The sequence below is a fragment of the Corynebacterium sp. HMSC072A02 genome, from assembly GCF_001810085.1.
Taxonomy (GTDB): Bacteria; Actinomycetota; Actinomycetes; order Mycobacteriales; family Mycobacteriaceae; genus Corynebacterium; species Corynebacterium hesseae.
The window spans coordinates 1-14,798 of sequence record NZ_KV799805.1 but is presented as its reverse complement, the minus strand read 5'-3'; the positions used below and the strand labels follow the sequence as shown (position 1 = coordinate 14,798).

The following is a 14,798-nucleotide window of genomic DNA, read 5'->3' as shown; positions in this document are numbered from 1 at the left end:
CCCCCGACGTGTCTACTTTCCGGGGGTCAGGTCCTCAGGATCTTACGGGGGATAACACTAACACACCCTGACTCTTGGAAAACGCAGCACACAGACCGTGCACACCCTCACCGATAAAATGGGCACCAGTCCCGAAAGGAGAAGGAATGTACACGACCATCACCCTCGCCGCACTCGCAGTACTTTTCGTCTTAATCATCCAGACCATCCGCCGCGAACGGCCAGAAGACCGTATGTATTACGCCGCGCTTGGAGGCAGCATAAGCGCAGCAATGATCCTTGTCCCCTCCTTCCTTTTCACCCAGGCCGGTCTCTCGCGAGAACTGGCCGCACTGCTCATCTCCTTCGGCCTACTAGCCTTGTGGATTACCATTTTCGGACTCCGCCTAAACGCAAGAACTAGCAGGTAAACCTGCATAACACAGAACATATGCTGAAGTGTCCCAGGTTTTGTTCCGTTTGAGTAGATGGGAAAATCTGGAATATGCCAAGAAAATTTGACCAGGATGCGAAGGATCGTGTGGTCCGTCTTGTAGAGGACCGCATCTTGGCGGAAAATATGTCGATGCAAGCCGCGTGCCAGGCAGTAGCCCCAAAGCTGGGGGTGTCATGGCACACAGCCCGTCAATGGACCCAACAGGCCCGCCGTGCGGGAAACATCCCAGAACCCGTGCCTGAAGATCTGGCCGCCGAAAACGCGAGGCTTCGCCGTGAAAATCAAGAGCTACGCGACACCAATGAACTTTTAAAGGCTGCCTCAGCTTTTTTCGCGTCGGAACTCGACCCAAAACGTCGGAAATGATCCGGTTCATCGATGAATACCGGAATCGTTTCTCTGTCGAGTTCATCTGTAAGACGTTGAAGAAAAACCGCGCTGGTGGGTTCATCACCTCGCGTGGGTATCGTCAGTCCAAGGCCCGTGGGGTAAGTGCTCGCGGCCTTCGTGATGCTGTGCTGGTTGAACGCATTAGTGCTATCCATCGGGATAATTACGGCATCTACGGTGTGCGGAAAATGTGGCATGCTCTTCATCGTGACGGAATCGATATCGGTCGTGAACAAACCGCGCGGCTGATGCGTCTAGCCGGTGTATCAGGCAAAGGCAAAGGCCGCTCGCCTATGACCACTCGCACACCTCAAAGGCCGGATTTGCGCCCGGACTTGGTGGAGCGAGAATTCAAAGCCGAAGGCCCGAACAAGCTGTGGGTGGCTGATATTACCTACGTGCGCACGAAGAAAGGCTTTGTGTATGCCGCGTTTGTCACCGATGTTTACTCCCGACGGATCGTTGGGTGGGCGTTATCAGATTCCATGCGCACCGAAGCGTTGCCGCTGCAAGCTCTCAACCAGGCGATCGCGTCTGCTGAGGAAACAACAGGTCTCATTCATCATTCGGATCACGGCTCGCAGTATGTCAGCGTTGTCTACAACGAGCGTCTTGCCCAGCACGGGATTGCCGCTTCCACCGGAACTGTTGGCGACTCCTATGACAATGCTCTGGCGGAAAACGTTAATGGTTCCTACAAAAACGAGCTGATCCATACTCGCAGGTGGGATGAGGTTGTCGAGGTGGAAATCGCGACGTTTGAGTGGGTGTCATGGTGGAACGAGACGAGGCTTCACCAAAGCTTGGGCTACCGCACGCCAGCTGAAGTGGAAACCGAATTTTGGGACCAGCACCCGCCGCAAGCAATAATAGAAATCAAGGCAAACGCCTAGGAACAAAACCCGGGGCACTTCATGCTTTAGCATATGGCGGAACATACGCTATAACATATGCCTAAACATATGTTCCGCCATATGGCAGGACTCGCGGGCGCACGACTACACAGATTCTGCCCGCAGTAGAGAAAAGGTAGCTACGGCCTCGGTGTGGGAGTATTGCGAAACCCCCGCGCGCACATTAGCCTAAGACATGACAGCATGATTCGTCCCTGAACCATCGCTGCACAATAAAAAGGGCCCCAACGAGTGCCAGCTCGTTGAGACCCTCGGGCCTAAAGACCCACGTGAAGCATCGCGGTAACGAGCTTCACGATTACGGTCACAAGAACTATGACCTTGGTAGCCACATCTAGCCAGTCAAGCTTGGTGGCATCAAGGTCTTTTCTTTTGCGACCGGGTGTATCCAATGAGTGTTTACCCATTGTCTACCTCCCTTTACGTCGTAGGGTTGTCCGCTCGCCTGAAAAAGGCGCGCGGGACAGCCCACGTCACGCGCGGGCCTTACCGCGCACCGACGAGGAAGTCACGCCCACGCCCCACCACAGGTGGCGGGGCATGATTGTGAACCGGCACTAACGTTAGCAGCCACCCCTGACGAGACCTAGAAGCATGATTTCACCCCTGCCTTTATAAAAGCCGCCCATGAGGGGAAACCCGTACAGTGCTACTTGCAGCTGCACTCAACACCGCTAATTTCTCTGCCTGTCACCCTATCTAGACGCACGAAAATGCTGGCAGTGCTACATAACTGCCGCCATATGCTTTAGCATATGCCTAAACATATGTCCCGCCATATGGCAAGACATATGACAGGACTGACGGGCACGCTGATTTACCCTCACAGCTGCGCCGCTTTAGACGTTTTTCAACGCTCGATACACCGTAGGGCGGGTAACCCCAAACTCCCGCGCGAGTGCTGCCTTTGACTCCCCCGCCAGTGTGCGCCTCTTAATCTCCGCTACCTGCTGCGGGCTAAGGGCAGGTTTGCGGCCTTTGTACTTGCCAGCCTTTTTCGCCAACGCAATCCCCTCCGCCTGGCGCTCGCGGATAATGGCCCGCTCAAACTCCGCAAAAGAACCCAAAATACCGAGCATTAAATCCGCACGCGGATCGGACGTGTCTTTCGCAAACGCAAGATTCTCATGCAGAAAAGTAACAGTCACACCCTTGCCGGTAAGCTCATCAACAATACCGCGCAGATCCGTAAGCGAACGGGCGAGGCGATCAATCGACGACACGACGAGCTCGTCACCGTCGCGCACATACGCCATACACTCGCCAAGCCCAGGGCGCGCAGCCTTGGTGCGGCCGGAAATCTTATCCTCAAAGAACCGGTCAATCCTGCCGGAAGCATTGAGTAGTTCTTTCTGGCGCTGATTATTCTGCTCCACCGTGGAAACCCGGATATAGCCCACCCGCTGCCCATGCGAACCAGAGTCATTGACCATTAGTCTTCGCCCCGCGAAGGGTTAAAGGCAGCATTCTCCTGGGCAATGACCGCATCACGATACGACTCGATTGCATCCGAGAGGGCATAAAGCTGAACACCGTCGAGACCATCAGCGTCAGCAAGCAAGGCTTGCACAATCCTGCCCAACGCCTGCTGCCCCGACGACAACCCACCGTGCAGATCTTTCACCCGCGCCAACGCGGGCACAGAGTCAATATGACTTTCAATATGGAAACCATCAGACGACAACACTACACTCACCACTTTCTGTAAACATAAGGCCTAGACCCCGCTAGACACGTGTAAAACAATGCTAGGAACGGCCCTATTTTACAGCAAACATTCTGCTCCAAACCGGCGTAACAATAGGGTGTACCCCAGGTGCCCCTACCAGCGCCCGCAGTTGAAGGCTTCACCTACCAAATGGTAAAGTTAGCTATATGCGAACCAGTCGGCGCTCCGAGATCCTGGAAGCTGCCCTCCGCGTCATGAACGCAGCGGAGGGTGGCGACATTACCCTTGACGCAGTGACCCACGAGGCCGGGCTCACCAAACCGGGATTGCTATATCACTTCCGCAACCGCGACGTACTGCTCGCCGCGATCGTCGACCACGCTGCGGCCAACGTCGAGAACGACATGACTGCCACCCTTGGCAAGCCCCTCGAGAACGCCAACGCCACCGAGCGGCTCCTGAGCTACGTTCACGTCGCCGCCCACGGGGCCGCCAAGCGCGCCGAGTTCATCATCTGGGGCCAAGCGACGTATCGGCCCGAACTCACCGAACCGTGGACTACGCGGATGGGCCGCTGGCTCGAACTCCCGGACGATCTCGACGCCGCCACCCGAGCCAGGCTGACCACCGCCCGACTCGCCGCCGACGGACTCTGGGGCGCCCAGGCCACAGGTGTGTCCACCCTCCACGGCGCGGATCTCGAAGCCGTCGTCTCCAGCATTCGCTCCCTGATCGAAGGAACAACCCCATGAAGCAGTGGTTCCTGCTCGCTGGCGCCATCACTACCGAAGTGGCGGCGACGCTGTCTCTCAAGGCGGCGCTCAATCACCCATCCTGGTACATCGTGGTTGCTGCCGGATACATCGGCACTTTCGTCTTCCTCACCTTCTGCCTGCGCGAAGGAATGCAGATCGGCGTCGCCTATGGCATCTGGGGAGCCAGCGGGGTCGTGCTCGCCGCCGTGCTATCCGCCGCGATTTTCGGTGAACCTCTGACCGCTGTGATGGGTCTTGGAATGGTTGCGATCATCAGCGGTGTCCTCACCGTCGAACTCGGCTCCCAGAAAGCTCAGCAAACCGCAGCCCAGGAAGCAGGAGTCAACTCATGAGATGGATCTTCCTCGCAGGCGCCATCTTGTCCGAAGTCGTCGCGACCATGTCGCTACGAGCCTCCGACGGTGGCCGGGTGAAGAAATGGTTCATCGGCGTCATCGCGGGGTATCTCGTGGCGTTCGTCGCCTTAAGTCTCGCCTTGGCCGACGGCATGGCCCTTGGCGTCGCCTACGGCATCTGGGCAGCATCCGGCGTAGCTCTCACCGCGATCCTCGCCCGGGTCATCTTCCACGAACCCCTCACCCGAACCATGGCCCTCGGCATCCTCCTCATCGCCGTCGGAGTTCTCACCGTTGAACTCGGCGCCAACTTGGCGAACTGACGCATTTCCGCAGGTAAACCAGGCAGATTGGTGTGCTGCACCACGAGGCGCACAGACAAAGGCTCCCCAATGAGCGCCTGTGGGCCTAGCGTTGTGGATGTGATCACCTGTGTCGTCCACTACACCATCGACCCCGACCAGATCGCAGCCTTTGAACAGTTCGCCCGCGCTTGGATGCGGCATGTCGACGAACACGGCGGCACCCACCACGGGTACTACCTACCCGCGGAAGGTGTGAGTGACCGTGCGGAATCCCTGTTCAGCTTCCCCAGCCTGGCTGCCTACGAGCAGTACCGCACCTTGTTCGGCACCCACTCGGACTTCATCGCCGCTGACCGGATTCGAGACGAGTCCGAGTGCGTCCTGCGGTACGAGCGCACCTTCATGCGGCCGCTCCTACCCCAGGGACACTGAAAGGGACTCCGGCAGCACGCTCGGCACAACCCACAACGCCGCAGGTCAGCGCGTACAGATGGGTGTACCCCAGAGCGCGAATCAGCATGGACCTATAAAGCGACTATCCTATACCGGTCTGGCCACCGGCGGTGATCGCCCGATAGAGGTAGCATCACCTGCCGCCGACTCGGATATAGGTCTCATCGACCCGCCAGGAACTGGCCTGGCAGTCAGGTACCTGCCGGTACCACCGTGTTTGCTTGTCCAGCTCAGGGGCGTATTTCTGGACCCAGCGGTAGATCGTGGTGTGATCGACCGGCACGCCCCGCTGAAGTCATCATTTCCTCCAGATCGCGGTAGCTCACCCCGTAGCGGCAGTACCACCGCACTGCCCATAGAATGATGTCACGGGGGAAATGACGACCGGAGAAGATACCCATGGCTGTGACTATTTCACGTCACTCTTCCTACTGCCCCAACTGTGCAACAGCACCAATAAACTGGCGCCCCGGTTATAAGTTGGGGCGCCAAGTCGATGTGCTCGAGTCGGGGGATGTTAGTGGCCGGTGCCAAGCCGGCCAGACAGTCGGTTCAGCCGGTCCTGACTGGGACCGTCGAGCCCGATAATGGACACGGTTTTGCCTCTGTCCTGGAACTTCTGCGTAATCGCGTCAAAGGTCGCGACCGTGGAGGCATCCCAGATCTCCGCCTCAGTGAGATCAATAGTGATATGACGGGCAGAATCGGTGTAATCAAAGCGATAAACCAGGTCATTGCTTGATGCCCAAAACAACTGGCCATGCACCCGGTAGGTACGAGTATCAATCTCGCCATCGCCGTCGCCGTCGATCTCGGAGACCTTTTCAATGGAAGCGATATGTGCCATCCGACGGGCGAACATGATCATCGCGGTGACCACACCCAGCACCACACCAATGGCCAGGTTGCTGGTGGCTAGGGTGGCAATAATCGTCACGGCCATAACAATGGTCTCAGAGACCGGCATGAGTTTAAGGGTGCGTGGATGCACCGAGTGCCAGTCGATGGTGCCGACCGAGACCATGATCATGATTGCCACCAGCGCAGCCATCGGGATCATGCCAACGATGTCGCCCAGTGCCAGGACCAGGACCAGCAGGAACACACCGGCTAACAGGGTGGATAGGCGGGTACGTGCCCCGGATTCGCGGACGTTGATCATGGTTTGACCGATCATCGCGCAGCCACCCATGCCGCCGAAGAAACCGGAGGCAATATTAGCCACCCCCTGTCCCCAGGATTCACGAGTTTTATCGGAATGAGTGTCGGTGATGTCATCGACGAGCTTGGCGGTCATCAACGATTCCATGAGACCGACCACGGCCATGGCCAGGGCATAAGGCGCGATGATCTGCAGGGTCTCCAACGTCCACGGCACGTTCGGAATAAACAGGGACGGTAAGGTCTCCGGCATCTTGCCCATGTCCGAGACCGTCGGGACAGTCAAACCGGCGGCAATGACCAAACCGGTGAGCACGATAATCGTGACCAGCGGGGCGGGGATCACACTGGTGAGCTTGGGGAAGAAAATCATGATCACCACACCCAAGCCGACGAGTGGGTAGACCATCCAAGGCACATCAATGAGGTGTTCGAGTTGGGCGGTGAAAATCATAATGCCCAGTGCATTGACGAAACCCAGCATCACCGATCGGGGGATAAAACGCTGAAGTTTCGCCACACCGAGGGCGCCGAGCACGATTTGTAGGACACCGCCCAACAAGACGGTGGCGATGAAATAATCCATCCCGTAACCACGCGCCACAGGAGCAATGACTAGGGCAATAGCCCCGGTGGCGCCGGTGGTCATTGCCGGGCGGCCACCGGTAAAGGCGATCGCAATGGCCATGACTACCGAGGAAAACAGACCCATGGCTGGGTCAACACCGGCAAGGATGGAAAAGGCAATGGCCTCAGGGATCAGCGCCAGGGATACCGCCAGTCCGGCCAGAATCTCTATACGGATACGGGCGGGGGAAGAAAATGCGTAACGGAAGGATGCGATGATCCCGGTAGGGGCATCAGCGCCGTCTGGACTCAGGAGGGGGCGGGGGGCCGCCGTGCTAGTTTCAGTCATAGATGTCCAATCTTTGAGGGGATAGGTAACTGGGCGAACGCCCGAAAGGAATCCAACCCTCTAGTAACTTTAGGTTTGGTGATGGTGGTCATGGTAGCGGGAGTTTTACTCAACCGCCAACCCAGGCACAGGAACCCGTGGGCAACATCACCGTGAAGGAGAACAGGCAATGCAAAACAGTAATTTCAAGATCGGCGAGGTCGTTGACCAGACGGGGTTGTCGATTCCCACCTTGCGTTATTATGACAACGTCGGCCTGATTACCCCATCGGGGCGTAGCCCTGGTGGGTTCAGGCTTTATAGTGAGGCTGATGTACGTCGTGTTTTGCTGGTGCGACGGATGAAACCGCTGGGGTTTACTCTGGATCAGATGCGAGAATTCCTGGAAGCTGCGGAGATTCTTCATAGTTCAGATGGCGGGCAGGAAAGTGATACCGCACAGCAGGCACGGAGTAATGCCAAGGCCACCCTTGCCGACATTCGTGAGGAGACGCGCACCCGCTACGAAAAGCTACGCAAGCAAATTGCCTACGCTGAGGAATTCCTCGATCTGGTCAACACCCTGGCACCCTAAAGTGCCCCCATCCTTCGCAGGGAGAAAAAGACCATCCGATTGAATGCGCTCTGTCGAGTCGCGTTCCAGATGAAGTGGACGAACGCCCGCGGCCTCTCCGGAGTGGATGGCGATAGTACAGAGGACTTCTGAAATCCGTGCAGACGACTCCTCAAAACGACACAGTCATCCAAGGTCACATAATCGAAAATTGTCACTTAACCCGTTATTTTACCTACGCGGTGCTGTTGCAAAGTTGGGCCAGGGTCGAAAAGCCTACCCTCAAGACATTAGTTGTCCTTGCTCCGGGGTGCTTAAGCTGTCTCGAATATCCGGCTGACGATCACCGCGTCTGGGTTCGGGTGCCCGTAGGTAAACACCGTGCCCTGGCCCAACTTTGCAACAGCGCCGTCTAAAAGTATGTTCAGATCTCCTTGTTTAAGGATTGAAAACTGTAGTGTCTTGCTGTGGAGGCAGCAAGGTGGCGTATTGAGATGCCAAGTAAGTCCCGTCTTCCCACTTGGCTTTCAGCATCCTGGCGATACACATGACAGTGACATGGTGATCGCCTGCTCGGTGCAGAGATACCGCTTCTGATTGCGCACTGGCTCCGCTGACCCAAGTGTCCTCCACTAGCAGCACGTGCCGACCGGCGACTGCAGCAGGATCTATCACTGAAAAACGATCTGGGCTTATTGTGTGGGACGCGCCGGTGTTATCACCTGAAGATTCTAAAGCCGCTGGTGTGAGACGATTTCGGATATATGACCGAGAGCAGAATTGAGGGCACTAGCAAGTGCCCCACGGTCGCGTCCGGGACTGCGGTTGGTAGAGGGGACGTGAGTTATCACTTCTACCGGACTGACTGCTTGAGCAAGAGTTGGAAGATTATCTCGTAACGTGGTGTACCCTAACCGACTTAACTCAGTGTCCTAAATTGTTCATGACACGTGCAGTTTTATCAATCATGACCGCAACTTCGTGTTGCTCGTAAACATTTTGCATATTCCGGCCAAGGCTGACGTCTATCCACCCATTTGTGGCATGTTCTGACTTTGTCTCCGTTGCAGCTATGGCATCAATGATATTGCTTTGGTCTTTCCAACGGGCATCATTCAAAATGTAGACCACGGCCTTGTCCCAGGCCTGCTCAAAGCTTGGCTCCCTACCGTAGAAGAACGTTGTCTTTAAAGTCGGCGAATATACGCGAAATTCAAACATGTACCTTATTGTAAAAGTGGGGTGTAATCAACTTTTGCAAGTGTTATCTGTCTCGGAGAGAATAAGAATCAGAGCATGATCCTCTACGTCCGGTTCCTACCCCAGATCATTCCCACCGAAAGCCGCCGCCAACCGGCCTGACCTCGCTCACTCGCCGGGCCACGGCATCACCATGGGGCTTGACCCTCGAGCCGGGAGCCCGGGTGCTTGCCAAGGTCCAGCGAAGCTCTCCTGCTGCCGTGAACTATGTCGCGGTGGACATCGCGTCCTACGAGACGGCCGATGAAATCAGGGAATTCCTGGCCGGAAATGGGGCGTCATCCCTGGCCTTTGCCTCTGATGCCGATACGCGGCTCATCACCGCCTACCGGATAAACCAGGTAAGCACCGCTGTAATCCTGGACGCCGCGGGCACGGAGGTCTTCCGTGCCGTGGAGCCGGGTGCTGCGTAACTGCGGACGGCACTGGCCGCGGCGGGAGCCGGCTCAGTGAAGCCCCTTAGCCTGCGGCGGGCTCAGATGTAACTGCAGATTTGTTCAGCATCGCAGCGCTGAGGGTCGGCCACCTCGGCGGTTGCATATTGTTCGGCCACGGTCACCCGGAGCGCGGTGAGCTCCGCGATTTTCCGGTCCAGGTCCTGCAACTGTTTCCCCAGGACATCCCGTACGTGGGTGCAAGGCGTCAAACCGCTATCGCGGATCCGCAGAATGCCCTGGATCTGCGCCAGGGTCAGCCCGGCGATTTGGCTGCGGCGAATGAATTCGAGGCGGCTGAGGGTGTCGTGGGTGTAGTCACGATAGCCGTTGGCCGAGCGCTCAGCCGGTGGGAGCAGGCCCCGGTCCTCATAGAACCTGATCGTCTTGGTTGTTATACCGGCAGCATCAGCAACTTCACCGATTCGCATTTCGGGTCCTCATCTCGTTCCAAAAAATCGCATATGACCCTTCCATCGTACTGGAACGTTCCGCATCGGCACCCGCAAACCAACAGGTCCCGTCGCCAGCTTGACCTTCCCCCTTAGTGGAAGGTTGATAATGGGGTGTGACGTACTACTGGCCGTCCGGTTTCGTGTTGGGGTCCCCTGTCGGGGTTCCGGACACGAGCCGGACATATGAAGGGATGATCATGTCAATAAAAGTGAAGGGCCGGAAGCGCTCTGGCCTGGTGCTTGCGGCAGGCACTCTGCTGTCCTTCCTTGGTGTTGTGATGGTGGCGCTGGTGTGCTGCGGGGTACCCGTTCTGACGGCTGCAGCCGGTGTTTTCGCCGCGGCCGGCGCAATGGCCGGCAACCTCTGGTTCATTGCCGCCGCAGCCCTTGCCGCGGGGGCCCTGCTCCTGCGGGCGCAGCGTCGGGGCAGCCCGGGGACGGATTGTTGCGCCCGTTCCCGCCCGGGGGCCAGCCTGTCCGCGGGTTCTACTCCAACACCTCATTCATCGTCGGAGCAGGAGCGGTCCGGGCAGTCCCGGGCCGGTGCTTCTGAGGATGCGGGGTCACAGGGATGACGGGTGTTTTGGGTCTGGCCTTTCTGACCGGAATGCTTGCCACGGTGAATCCATGCGGGTTTGCGATGCTGCCAACCTATCTGGCGTATTTCATTGGTTCAGGCCCCGGTGCGGGACGGAAGCGGCCGTTGCTTGCAGGTCTTCAGGCCGGGGTTGCCCTCAGCGCCGGTTTCGCCACTGTCTTTGTTACGGCCGGCCTGCTCGCCGCTGTAGGCCTGCGGTCGGTGGCGTCGGCGCTTCCCTGGGCGGCGGCGCTGATCGGAGCGGTTATTGTGGTTGCCGGCCTTGGCATGGTGTTCGGATGGCAGCTGCCCGGGGCGAGGTTGAACCTGCCCCGGATTCTGAAGACGGACGGGACCAGTTCGGGCCTCAGGGCGGTCTTTGGCTACGGGGTGGCCTATGCGGTGGCTGCGCTCTCTTGCAGCCTGGCCCTGCTGCTGGCTGTTGTCGCCCAGGCTGTGTCCACCGGGAGCCTGGCCGGGCTGCTGGCGGTCTTCGCCGCCTACGCCTTGGGCTCCTCGGTGGTGCTGGTCCTTCTGTCCCTCGGTGCAGCGGTAGCGCGGGACGTCCTGGCACGCCACGTCCGAAGGATCCTGCCGTTTGTTAATCGTCTCGGCGGAGCCGCGCTTATCCTCGCAGGGATCTACCTGTTGCTCTACTGGGTTCCGGCCCTGTCCGGCGGGCAGGCCGGGGAGATCATGGGCGGGACGGTCACCGAAGCCAGCGTGGCGCTGTCCGGTTTCATCTCGGGCAACTGGCCCATCATCACCCTCACCGCGGTGGCCGCCGTCCTCGCCGCCGCGGCCCTGGCCCTGCGGCGCCGCAGTAAAAGCAAGGCACAGGACAACAGCGCAATCACGGATGGGGCTGAGAGCAGCGACAGCACCGAAGCGTGCTGCGGCCCGGAACATCTTCTTCCCGACACGGCGCCAGGGCGCACCAACCAGAAAGGAAACCCATGACAACGACCAGAAACCACCGGCGGATCTTCACCATTACTGCCGTCGTAGCGGCCGCGGCCCTCATCCTGGTCCTGGCCCTCACTGCGTTGAACCGCGGGAGCGAAACCGCTCCCGCCGCCGGGCCAGCGGGCGCAAACAACGTGGACAGGATCGAGATCACATCTGTGGACGGCAAGGCCCTCACCGTCCCTTCCACCCGCCCGACAGTGCTGTATTTCATGGCGAGCTGGTGCTATACCTGCGTTCCGCAGGCAGAAGCGATGAAGGAACTGGAACAGGAATATGCCGATAAGGCAGACTTCGTCGCCGTGGACGTGACGCCGGAGACCACAAAAACCCAAGTGGACCAGTTCCGCGAAATGGCCGGCACACCCGGATACCCCTTCGTTGTCGACCGGACCGGGGAACTCACCCAAAAGTACGCGGTCACATCCCTGGACAGTACCGTCGTCATCGCACCTGACGGTGACATCCTGGGCCGGGCCGATTCCCGGCCCATGAAGGCCGATGCCCTGAAGGAATTTCTTGACACAACACTTCCGTAGCAACACCGATCTCTTCGCTCCCGTTCTTGACCTTCCCGTGCAGGGGAAGGTGCAGACTGGGGACAGCATGCAAAAAGGAACGCCCCCGGGGTGTTCATTCGAGACTCCAAGGAGGACTAATGCCTGAGGCAGCACCAGATTTTGATTTAGCCGTGATCGGTTCCGGAGGCGGCGCCTTCGCCGCCGCCATCCGGGCCACCAAGCTGGGCAATCGGGTCGTGATGATCGAACGCTCCACGGTGGGCGGGACCTGTGTGAACACCGGGTGCGTTCCCTCCAAAGCCCTGCTGGCCGCCGCCGAAGCCCGGCATGTCGCTGTGGATGCGACCGGAAGGTTCCCCGGGATCAGCACTTCCGCCGCCCCGGTGGACATGGGTGTACTGATAGACGGGAAACGCTCCCTGGTCGAGGGAATGCGCTCGGATAAATACGTGGATCTGGCCGCCGACTACGGATGGGACCTGCGCCAGGGCACCGCGGTGTTCGCCGGCACCCCGGAGGAACCGGTCCTGGAAATCACCGGACCCGACGGCACCCGCGACTCCCTGACCGCCGCCCATTATCTGGTCGCGACCGGTTCGACCCCGTGGGCACCCCCGGTGCCGGGACTGGATGAAGTCAACTACCTGACCTCGACCACCGCCATGGAACTGAACGAGGTGCCCGAGTCCCTGATCGTCTTCGGCGGCGGGTACGTGGCCCTGGAGCAGGCGCAGCTTTTTGCCCGCCTCGGATCCAAAGTGACCTTGCTGGTCCGCTCCAGGCTTGCCTCGCACGAGGAACCGGAAGCCTCCCGTGCGCTGATGGGCGTCTTCGCCGACGAGGGCATCCGCGTGGTCCGCCGCGCAGCCGTAACTTCGGTCCGCACAGATCCCGCCGGCGCAGAGGTCCTTGTCACCGCCACGGTCGCCGGGGGCCAGGAGGAATTCCGCGCCGCAAAGCTGCTGGTAGCCACCGGCCGACGCGCCGTCACCGACGGACTGAACCTGGACGCCGTCGGCGTCAAGACCGGCGACACCGGCCAGATCCTGGTCGAGAGCACACTCGCCAGCTCCAACCCCAGGATCTGGGCCGCAGGGGATGTGACCGGGCACCGAGAATTCGTCTACGTCGCGTCCGCCCACGGAACCCTGATGGTGGAGAACGCCTTCAACAACGCCGGGCGCGAGGTCGACTACCGGCACCTGCCCCGCGTGACGTTCACCAGCCCGTCACTGGCCGCGGTCGGCATGACCGACAAGGAAGCCAACGAGGCGGGCATCCGGTGTGAATGCCGGGTCCTGCCCCTGGAATACGTTCCCCGGGCACTGGTGAACCGGGACACCCGCGGCTTCATCAAAATCGTCGCCGACGCCGACACCGGACGGATTGTGGGGATCACCGCCGTCGGCAAGGAGGCCGGTGACCTGGCCGCCGCCGGAGTCTACATCCTCGAGGCCGGCATGACCGTTGACCAGGTCGCGAACCTCTGGTGCCCATACCTGACCATGGCCGAAGGGATCAAAATCGCCGCACAGTCCTTCACCACCGACGTCTCCAAACTCTCCTGCTGCGCCTCCTGACCCGCGCCAGATCCCAGCCTAATCCCATTACGTTGTTGGCAGTTCCGCTTGAAGGAGCCCAGGATTCGTACTCCTAGCCCCATGCTGGGGCAGGTTATGTTTGTCTGCGTTCCTTCTGCCTTGGGGCAGTGGAACTAGTCGCTGGCTTCGGTATGGCTTATTTTCGTCCCTGTCTGAAAATGATCCGGGGGGGTGTTCCCGATCTCTGTCTTCGCATAGATAAAGCGCGTTAGCATTTATTACCCTTAAAGAGTGATTACCAACGAACTTCGAAATTTACTAGCCAAAGCAACCACCCATGCACAGCGTTTTCAAGACGGAGAAGACCACACTGTAGCCGCAGCACTCCTCACCAAATCAGGCAAACACGTACTCGGTTTGAACGCGCACCACTTCCTCGGTGGTCCTTGCGGGGAAGTCTCGGCTTTAGCTAACCATGCTGCTAGTTATCCAGAGGACCCAATCCAAGCAGTAGTCGCCGTATACGGACCTACTGGTCAAGTTATTCCTCCCTGCGGTAAATGCCGCCAGGTGCTTTTTGATGTTGATCCGTCCATTCGGTGCATCGTGCGCGGAAGCAATGGACTTGAAGCACTTACCGTAGAAGAACTCTTGCCTTTCGCATTCAACTGGCGAGATATGGAACAAGAGCAGCGCATCTACATGTGGGAAGGCTACGAGGAATCAATTCGTAGCGGAGAAAAGCAACAAACCATCCGGGTAGATGATCCTTTCCATGAAGGAAGTGCCCAAATTGTCTTCGAGAAAGAATCCGGAGAGGTCGTCACCATTCCTGCACAGGTCACGTCCGTTGTCTCGACCCAGCGAAGTGAATTGTCGGAAAAGCAAGCTAGAAATGACGGTTTTGGTTCTCTCACCGAGCTTCAGGAAGCGCTAGATACTCACTATCCCGGATTAGCTGCCGATGACGAAGTCGACCTCGTAGAGTTCAAACTCCAGTAATTCAAACAATCTAAAAGCGCACTTACCCTTTTTGTAGAAGCAGTAAAACTACACCAGAGTTTGTGACTTAGGGGAGTGCTTCACATCTGCAAAACCGACGACGGACCTGACCCCTGTTTGGTAGACACCTGATA

At 58.5% G+C, this 14,798-nt stretch carries 18 protein-coding genes and 2 pseudogenes; 13 read left to right on the top strand and 7 right to left on the bottom strand.

Annotation, left to right across the window (positions count from 1 at the left end; translation table 11 throughout):
* Positions 1–146 precede the first annotated feature (146 nt).
* Together HMPREF2698_RS00335 and HMPREF2698_RS00325 are read left to right on the top strand one after the other, a co-directional pair.
* Positions 147–410 (top strand): hypothetical protein, encoded by a 264-nt coding sequence (locus tag HMPREF2698_RS00335; protein ID WP_011117479.1) that lies wholly within the window; start codon positions 147–149, stop codon positions 408–410.
* Positions 411–484: 74 nt separating this feature from the next.
* A protein-coding gene (locus HMPREF2698_RS00325) for an IS3 family transposase (protein WP_176453645.1) occupies positions 485–1,719 on the top strand; the annotation gives its coding sequence in 2 pieces (ribosomal slippage) (positions 485–773 and positions 773–1,719; 1,236 coding nt in all).
* A gap of 860 nt (positions 1,720–2,579) precedes the next feature.
* Here HMPREF2698_RS00325 and HMPREF2698_RS00320 read toward each other — a convergent pair.
* Both HMPREF2698_RS00320 and HMPREF2698_RS00315 read right to left on the bottom strand, forming a co-directional pair.
* The gene (locus HMPREF2698_RS00320; protein WP_070561364.1) at positions 2,580–3,173 is read right to left on the bottom strand and encodes a recombinase family protein; all 594 of its coding nucleotides are present in this window, start codon (positions 3,171–3,173) and stop codon (positions 2,580–2,582) included.
* Positions 3,173–3,427 carry a hypothetical protein gene (locus HMPREF2698_RS00315; protein ID WP_070561362.1) on the bottom strand — a complete coding sequence of 85 codons (255 nt, stop codon included), beginning with the start codon at positions 3,425–3,427 and terminating at the stop codon, positions 3,173–3,175. The genes HMPREF2698_RS00320 and HMPREF2698_RS00315 overlap by 1 nt, the downstream gene beginning before the upstream one ends.
* 188 nt (positions 3,428–3,615) lie before the next feature.
* On the opposite strand from HMPREF2698_RS00315, the gene HMPREF2698_RS00310 reads away from it, so the two are divergent.
* From HMPREF2698_RS00310 to HMPREF2698_RS00295, 4 genes are all read left to right on the top strand, one after another.
* Positions 3,616–4,161, top strand: coding sequence for a TetR/AcrR family transcriptional regulator (locus HMPREF2698_RS00310; RefSeq protein WP_070523549.1), 546 nt, complete (start codon positions 3,616–3,618; stop codon positions 4,159–4,161).
* Positions 4,158–4,517, top strand: coding sequence for a DMT family transporter (locus HMPREF2698_RS00305; protein WP_048733039.1), 360 nt, complete (start codon positions 4,158–4,160; stop codon positions 4,515–4,517). The genes HMPREF2698_RS00310 and HMPREF2698_RS00305 overlap by 4 nt, the downstream gene beginning before the upstream one ends.
* The gene (locus HMPREF2698_RS00300) at positions 4,514–4,843 is read left to right on the top strand and encodes a DMT family transporter (protein WP_003849969.1); all 330 of its coding nucleotides are present in this window, start codon (positions 4,514–4,516) and stop codon (positions 4,841–4,843) included. Before HMPREF2698_RS00305 ends, HMPREF2698_RS00300 begins: the two co-directional genes overlap by 4 nt.
* 99 nt (positions 4,844–4,942) lie before the next feature.
* On the top strand, positions 4,943–5,257 hold the full coding sequence (locus HMPREF2698_RS00295) for an NIPSNAP family protein (protein WP_174232238.1): 315 nt from the start codon (positions 4,943–4,945) through the stop codon (positions 5,255–5,257).
* Between the two features lie 157 nt (positions 5,258–5,414).
* Here HMPREF2698_RS00295 and HMPREF2698_RS13135 read toward each other — a convergent pair.
* A pseudogene (locus HMPREF2698_RS13135) lies at positions 5,415–5,679 on the bottom strand (IS6 family transposase); the annotation flags it as partial.
* 116 nt (positions 5,680–5,795) lie between these two features.
* A complete protein-coding gene (locus HMPREF2698_RS00290; RefSeq protein ID WP_035009418.1) occupies positions 5,796–7,355 on the bottom strand; it encodes a SulP family inorganic anion transporter in 1,560 nt (519 codons plus the stop codon).
* A 169-nt stretch (positions 7,356–7,524) separates the two neighbouring features.
* Here HMPREF2698_RS00290 and HMPREF2698_RS00285 point away from each other — a divergent pair, with 169 nt between their 5' ends.
* Entirely contained in the window at positions 7,525–7,929 is a 405-nt protein-coding gene (locus HMPREF2698_RS00285) for a MerR family transcriptional regulator (protein WP_034664654.1), read from the top strand.
* Between the two features lie 293 nt (positions 7,930–8,222).
* Here HMPREF2698_RS00285 and HMPREF2698_RS13345 read toward each other — a convergent pair.
* Together HMPREF2698_RS13345 and HMPREF2698_RS00280 are read right to left on the bottom strand one after the other, a co-directional pair.
* Positions 8,223–8,300: pseudogene (locus tag HMPREF2698_RS13345) on the bottom strand (IS6 family transposase); the annotation flags it as partial.
* A gap of 532 nt (positions 8,301–8,832) precedes the next feature.
* A complete protein-coding gene (locus HMPREF2698_RS00280) occupies positions 8,833–9,129 on the bottom strand; it encodes a hypothetical protein (RefSeq protein ID WP_005531125.1) in 297 nt (98 codons plus the stop codon).
* A gap of 203 nt (positions 9,130–9,332) precedes the next feature.
* Between HMPREF2698_RS00280 and HMPREF2698_RS00275 the strand changes: the two genes are divergently transcribed.
* Positions 9,333–9,581, top strand: coding sequence for an alkyl hydroperoxide reductase (locus HMPREF2698_RS00275; RefSeq protein ID WP_232755636.1), 249 nt, complete (start codon positions 9,333–9,335; stop codon positions 9,579–9,581).
* Between the two features lie 62 nt (positions 9,582–9,643).
* Here HMPREF2698_RS00275 and HMPREF2698_RS00270 read toward each other — a convergent pair whose 3' ends face one another.
* Complete coding sequence (locus HMPREF2698_RS00270) at positions 9,644–10,027, bottom strand: heavy metal-responsive transcriptional regulator (RefSeq protein WP_369815758.1); 384 nt, start codon at positions 10,025–10,027, stop codon at positions 9,644–9,646.
* Between the two features lie 227 nt (positions 10,028–10,254).
* Between HMPREF2698_RS00270 and HMPREF2698_RS00265 the strand changes: the two genes are divergently transcribed.
* From HMPREF2698_RS00265 to HMPREF2698_RS00245, 5 genes are all read left to right on the top strand, one after another.
* Positions 10,255–10,632 (top strand): hypothetical protein, encoded by a 378-nt coding sequence (locus tag HMPREF2698_RS00265; RefSeq protein WP_044055145.1) that lies wholly within the window; start codon positions 10,255–10,257, stop codon positions 10,630–10,632.
* Complete coding sequence (locus HMPREF2698_RS00260; RefSeq protein WP_005532162.1) at positions 10,629–11,594, top strand: cytochrome c biogenesis CcdA family protein; 966 nt, start codon at positions 10,629–10,631, stop codon at positions 11,592–11,594. The genes HMPREF2698_RS00265 and HMPREF2698_RS00260 overlap by 4 nt, the downstream gene beginning before the upstream one ends.
* Complete coding sequence (locus tag HMPREF2698_RS00255; RefSeq protein WP_014316113.1) at positions 11,591–12,139, top strand: TlpA family protein disulfide reductase; 549 nt, start codon at positions 11,591–11,593, stop codon at positions 12,137–12,139. The genes HMPREF2698_RS00260 and HMPREF2698_RS00255 overlap by 4 nt, the downstream gene beginning before the upstream one ends.
* Before the next feature lie 119 nt (positions 12,140–12,258).
* Entirely contained in the window at positions 12,259–13,701 is a 1,443-nt protein-coding gene (gene merA / locus HMPREF2698_RS00250) for a mercury(II) reductase (RefSeq protein WP_005532160.1), read from the top strand.
* 252 nt (positions 13,702–13,953) lie between these two features.
* Positions 13,954–14,664, top strand: a complete 711-nt coding sequence (locus tag HMPREF2698_RS00245; RefSeq protein ID WP_070523555.1) for an ASCH domain-containing protein — start codon at positions 13,954–13,956, stop codon at positions 14,662–14,664.
* Positions 14,665–14,798 lie beyond the last annotated feature (134 nt).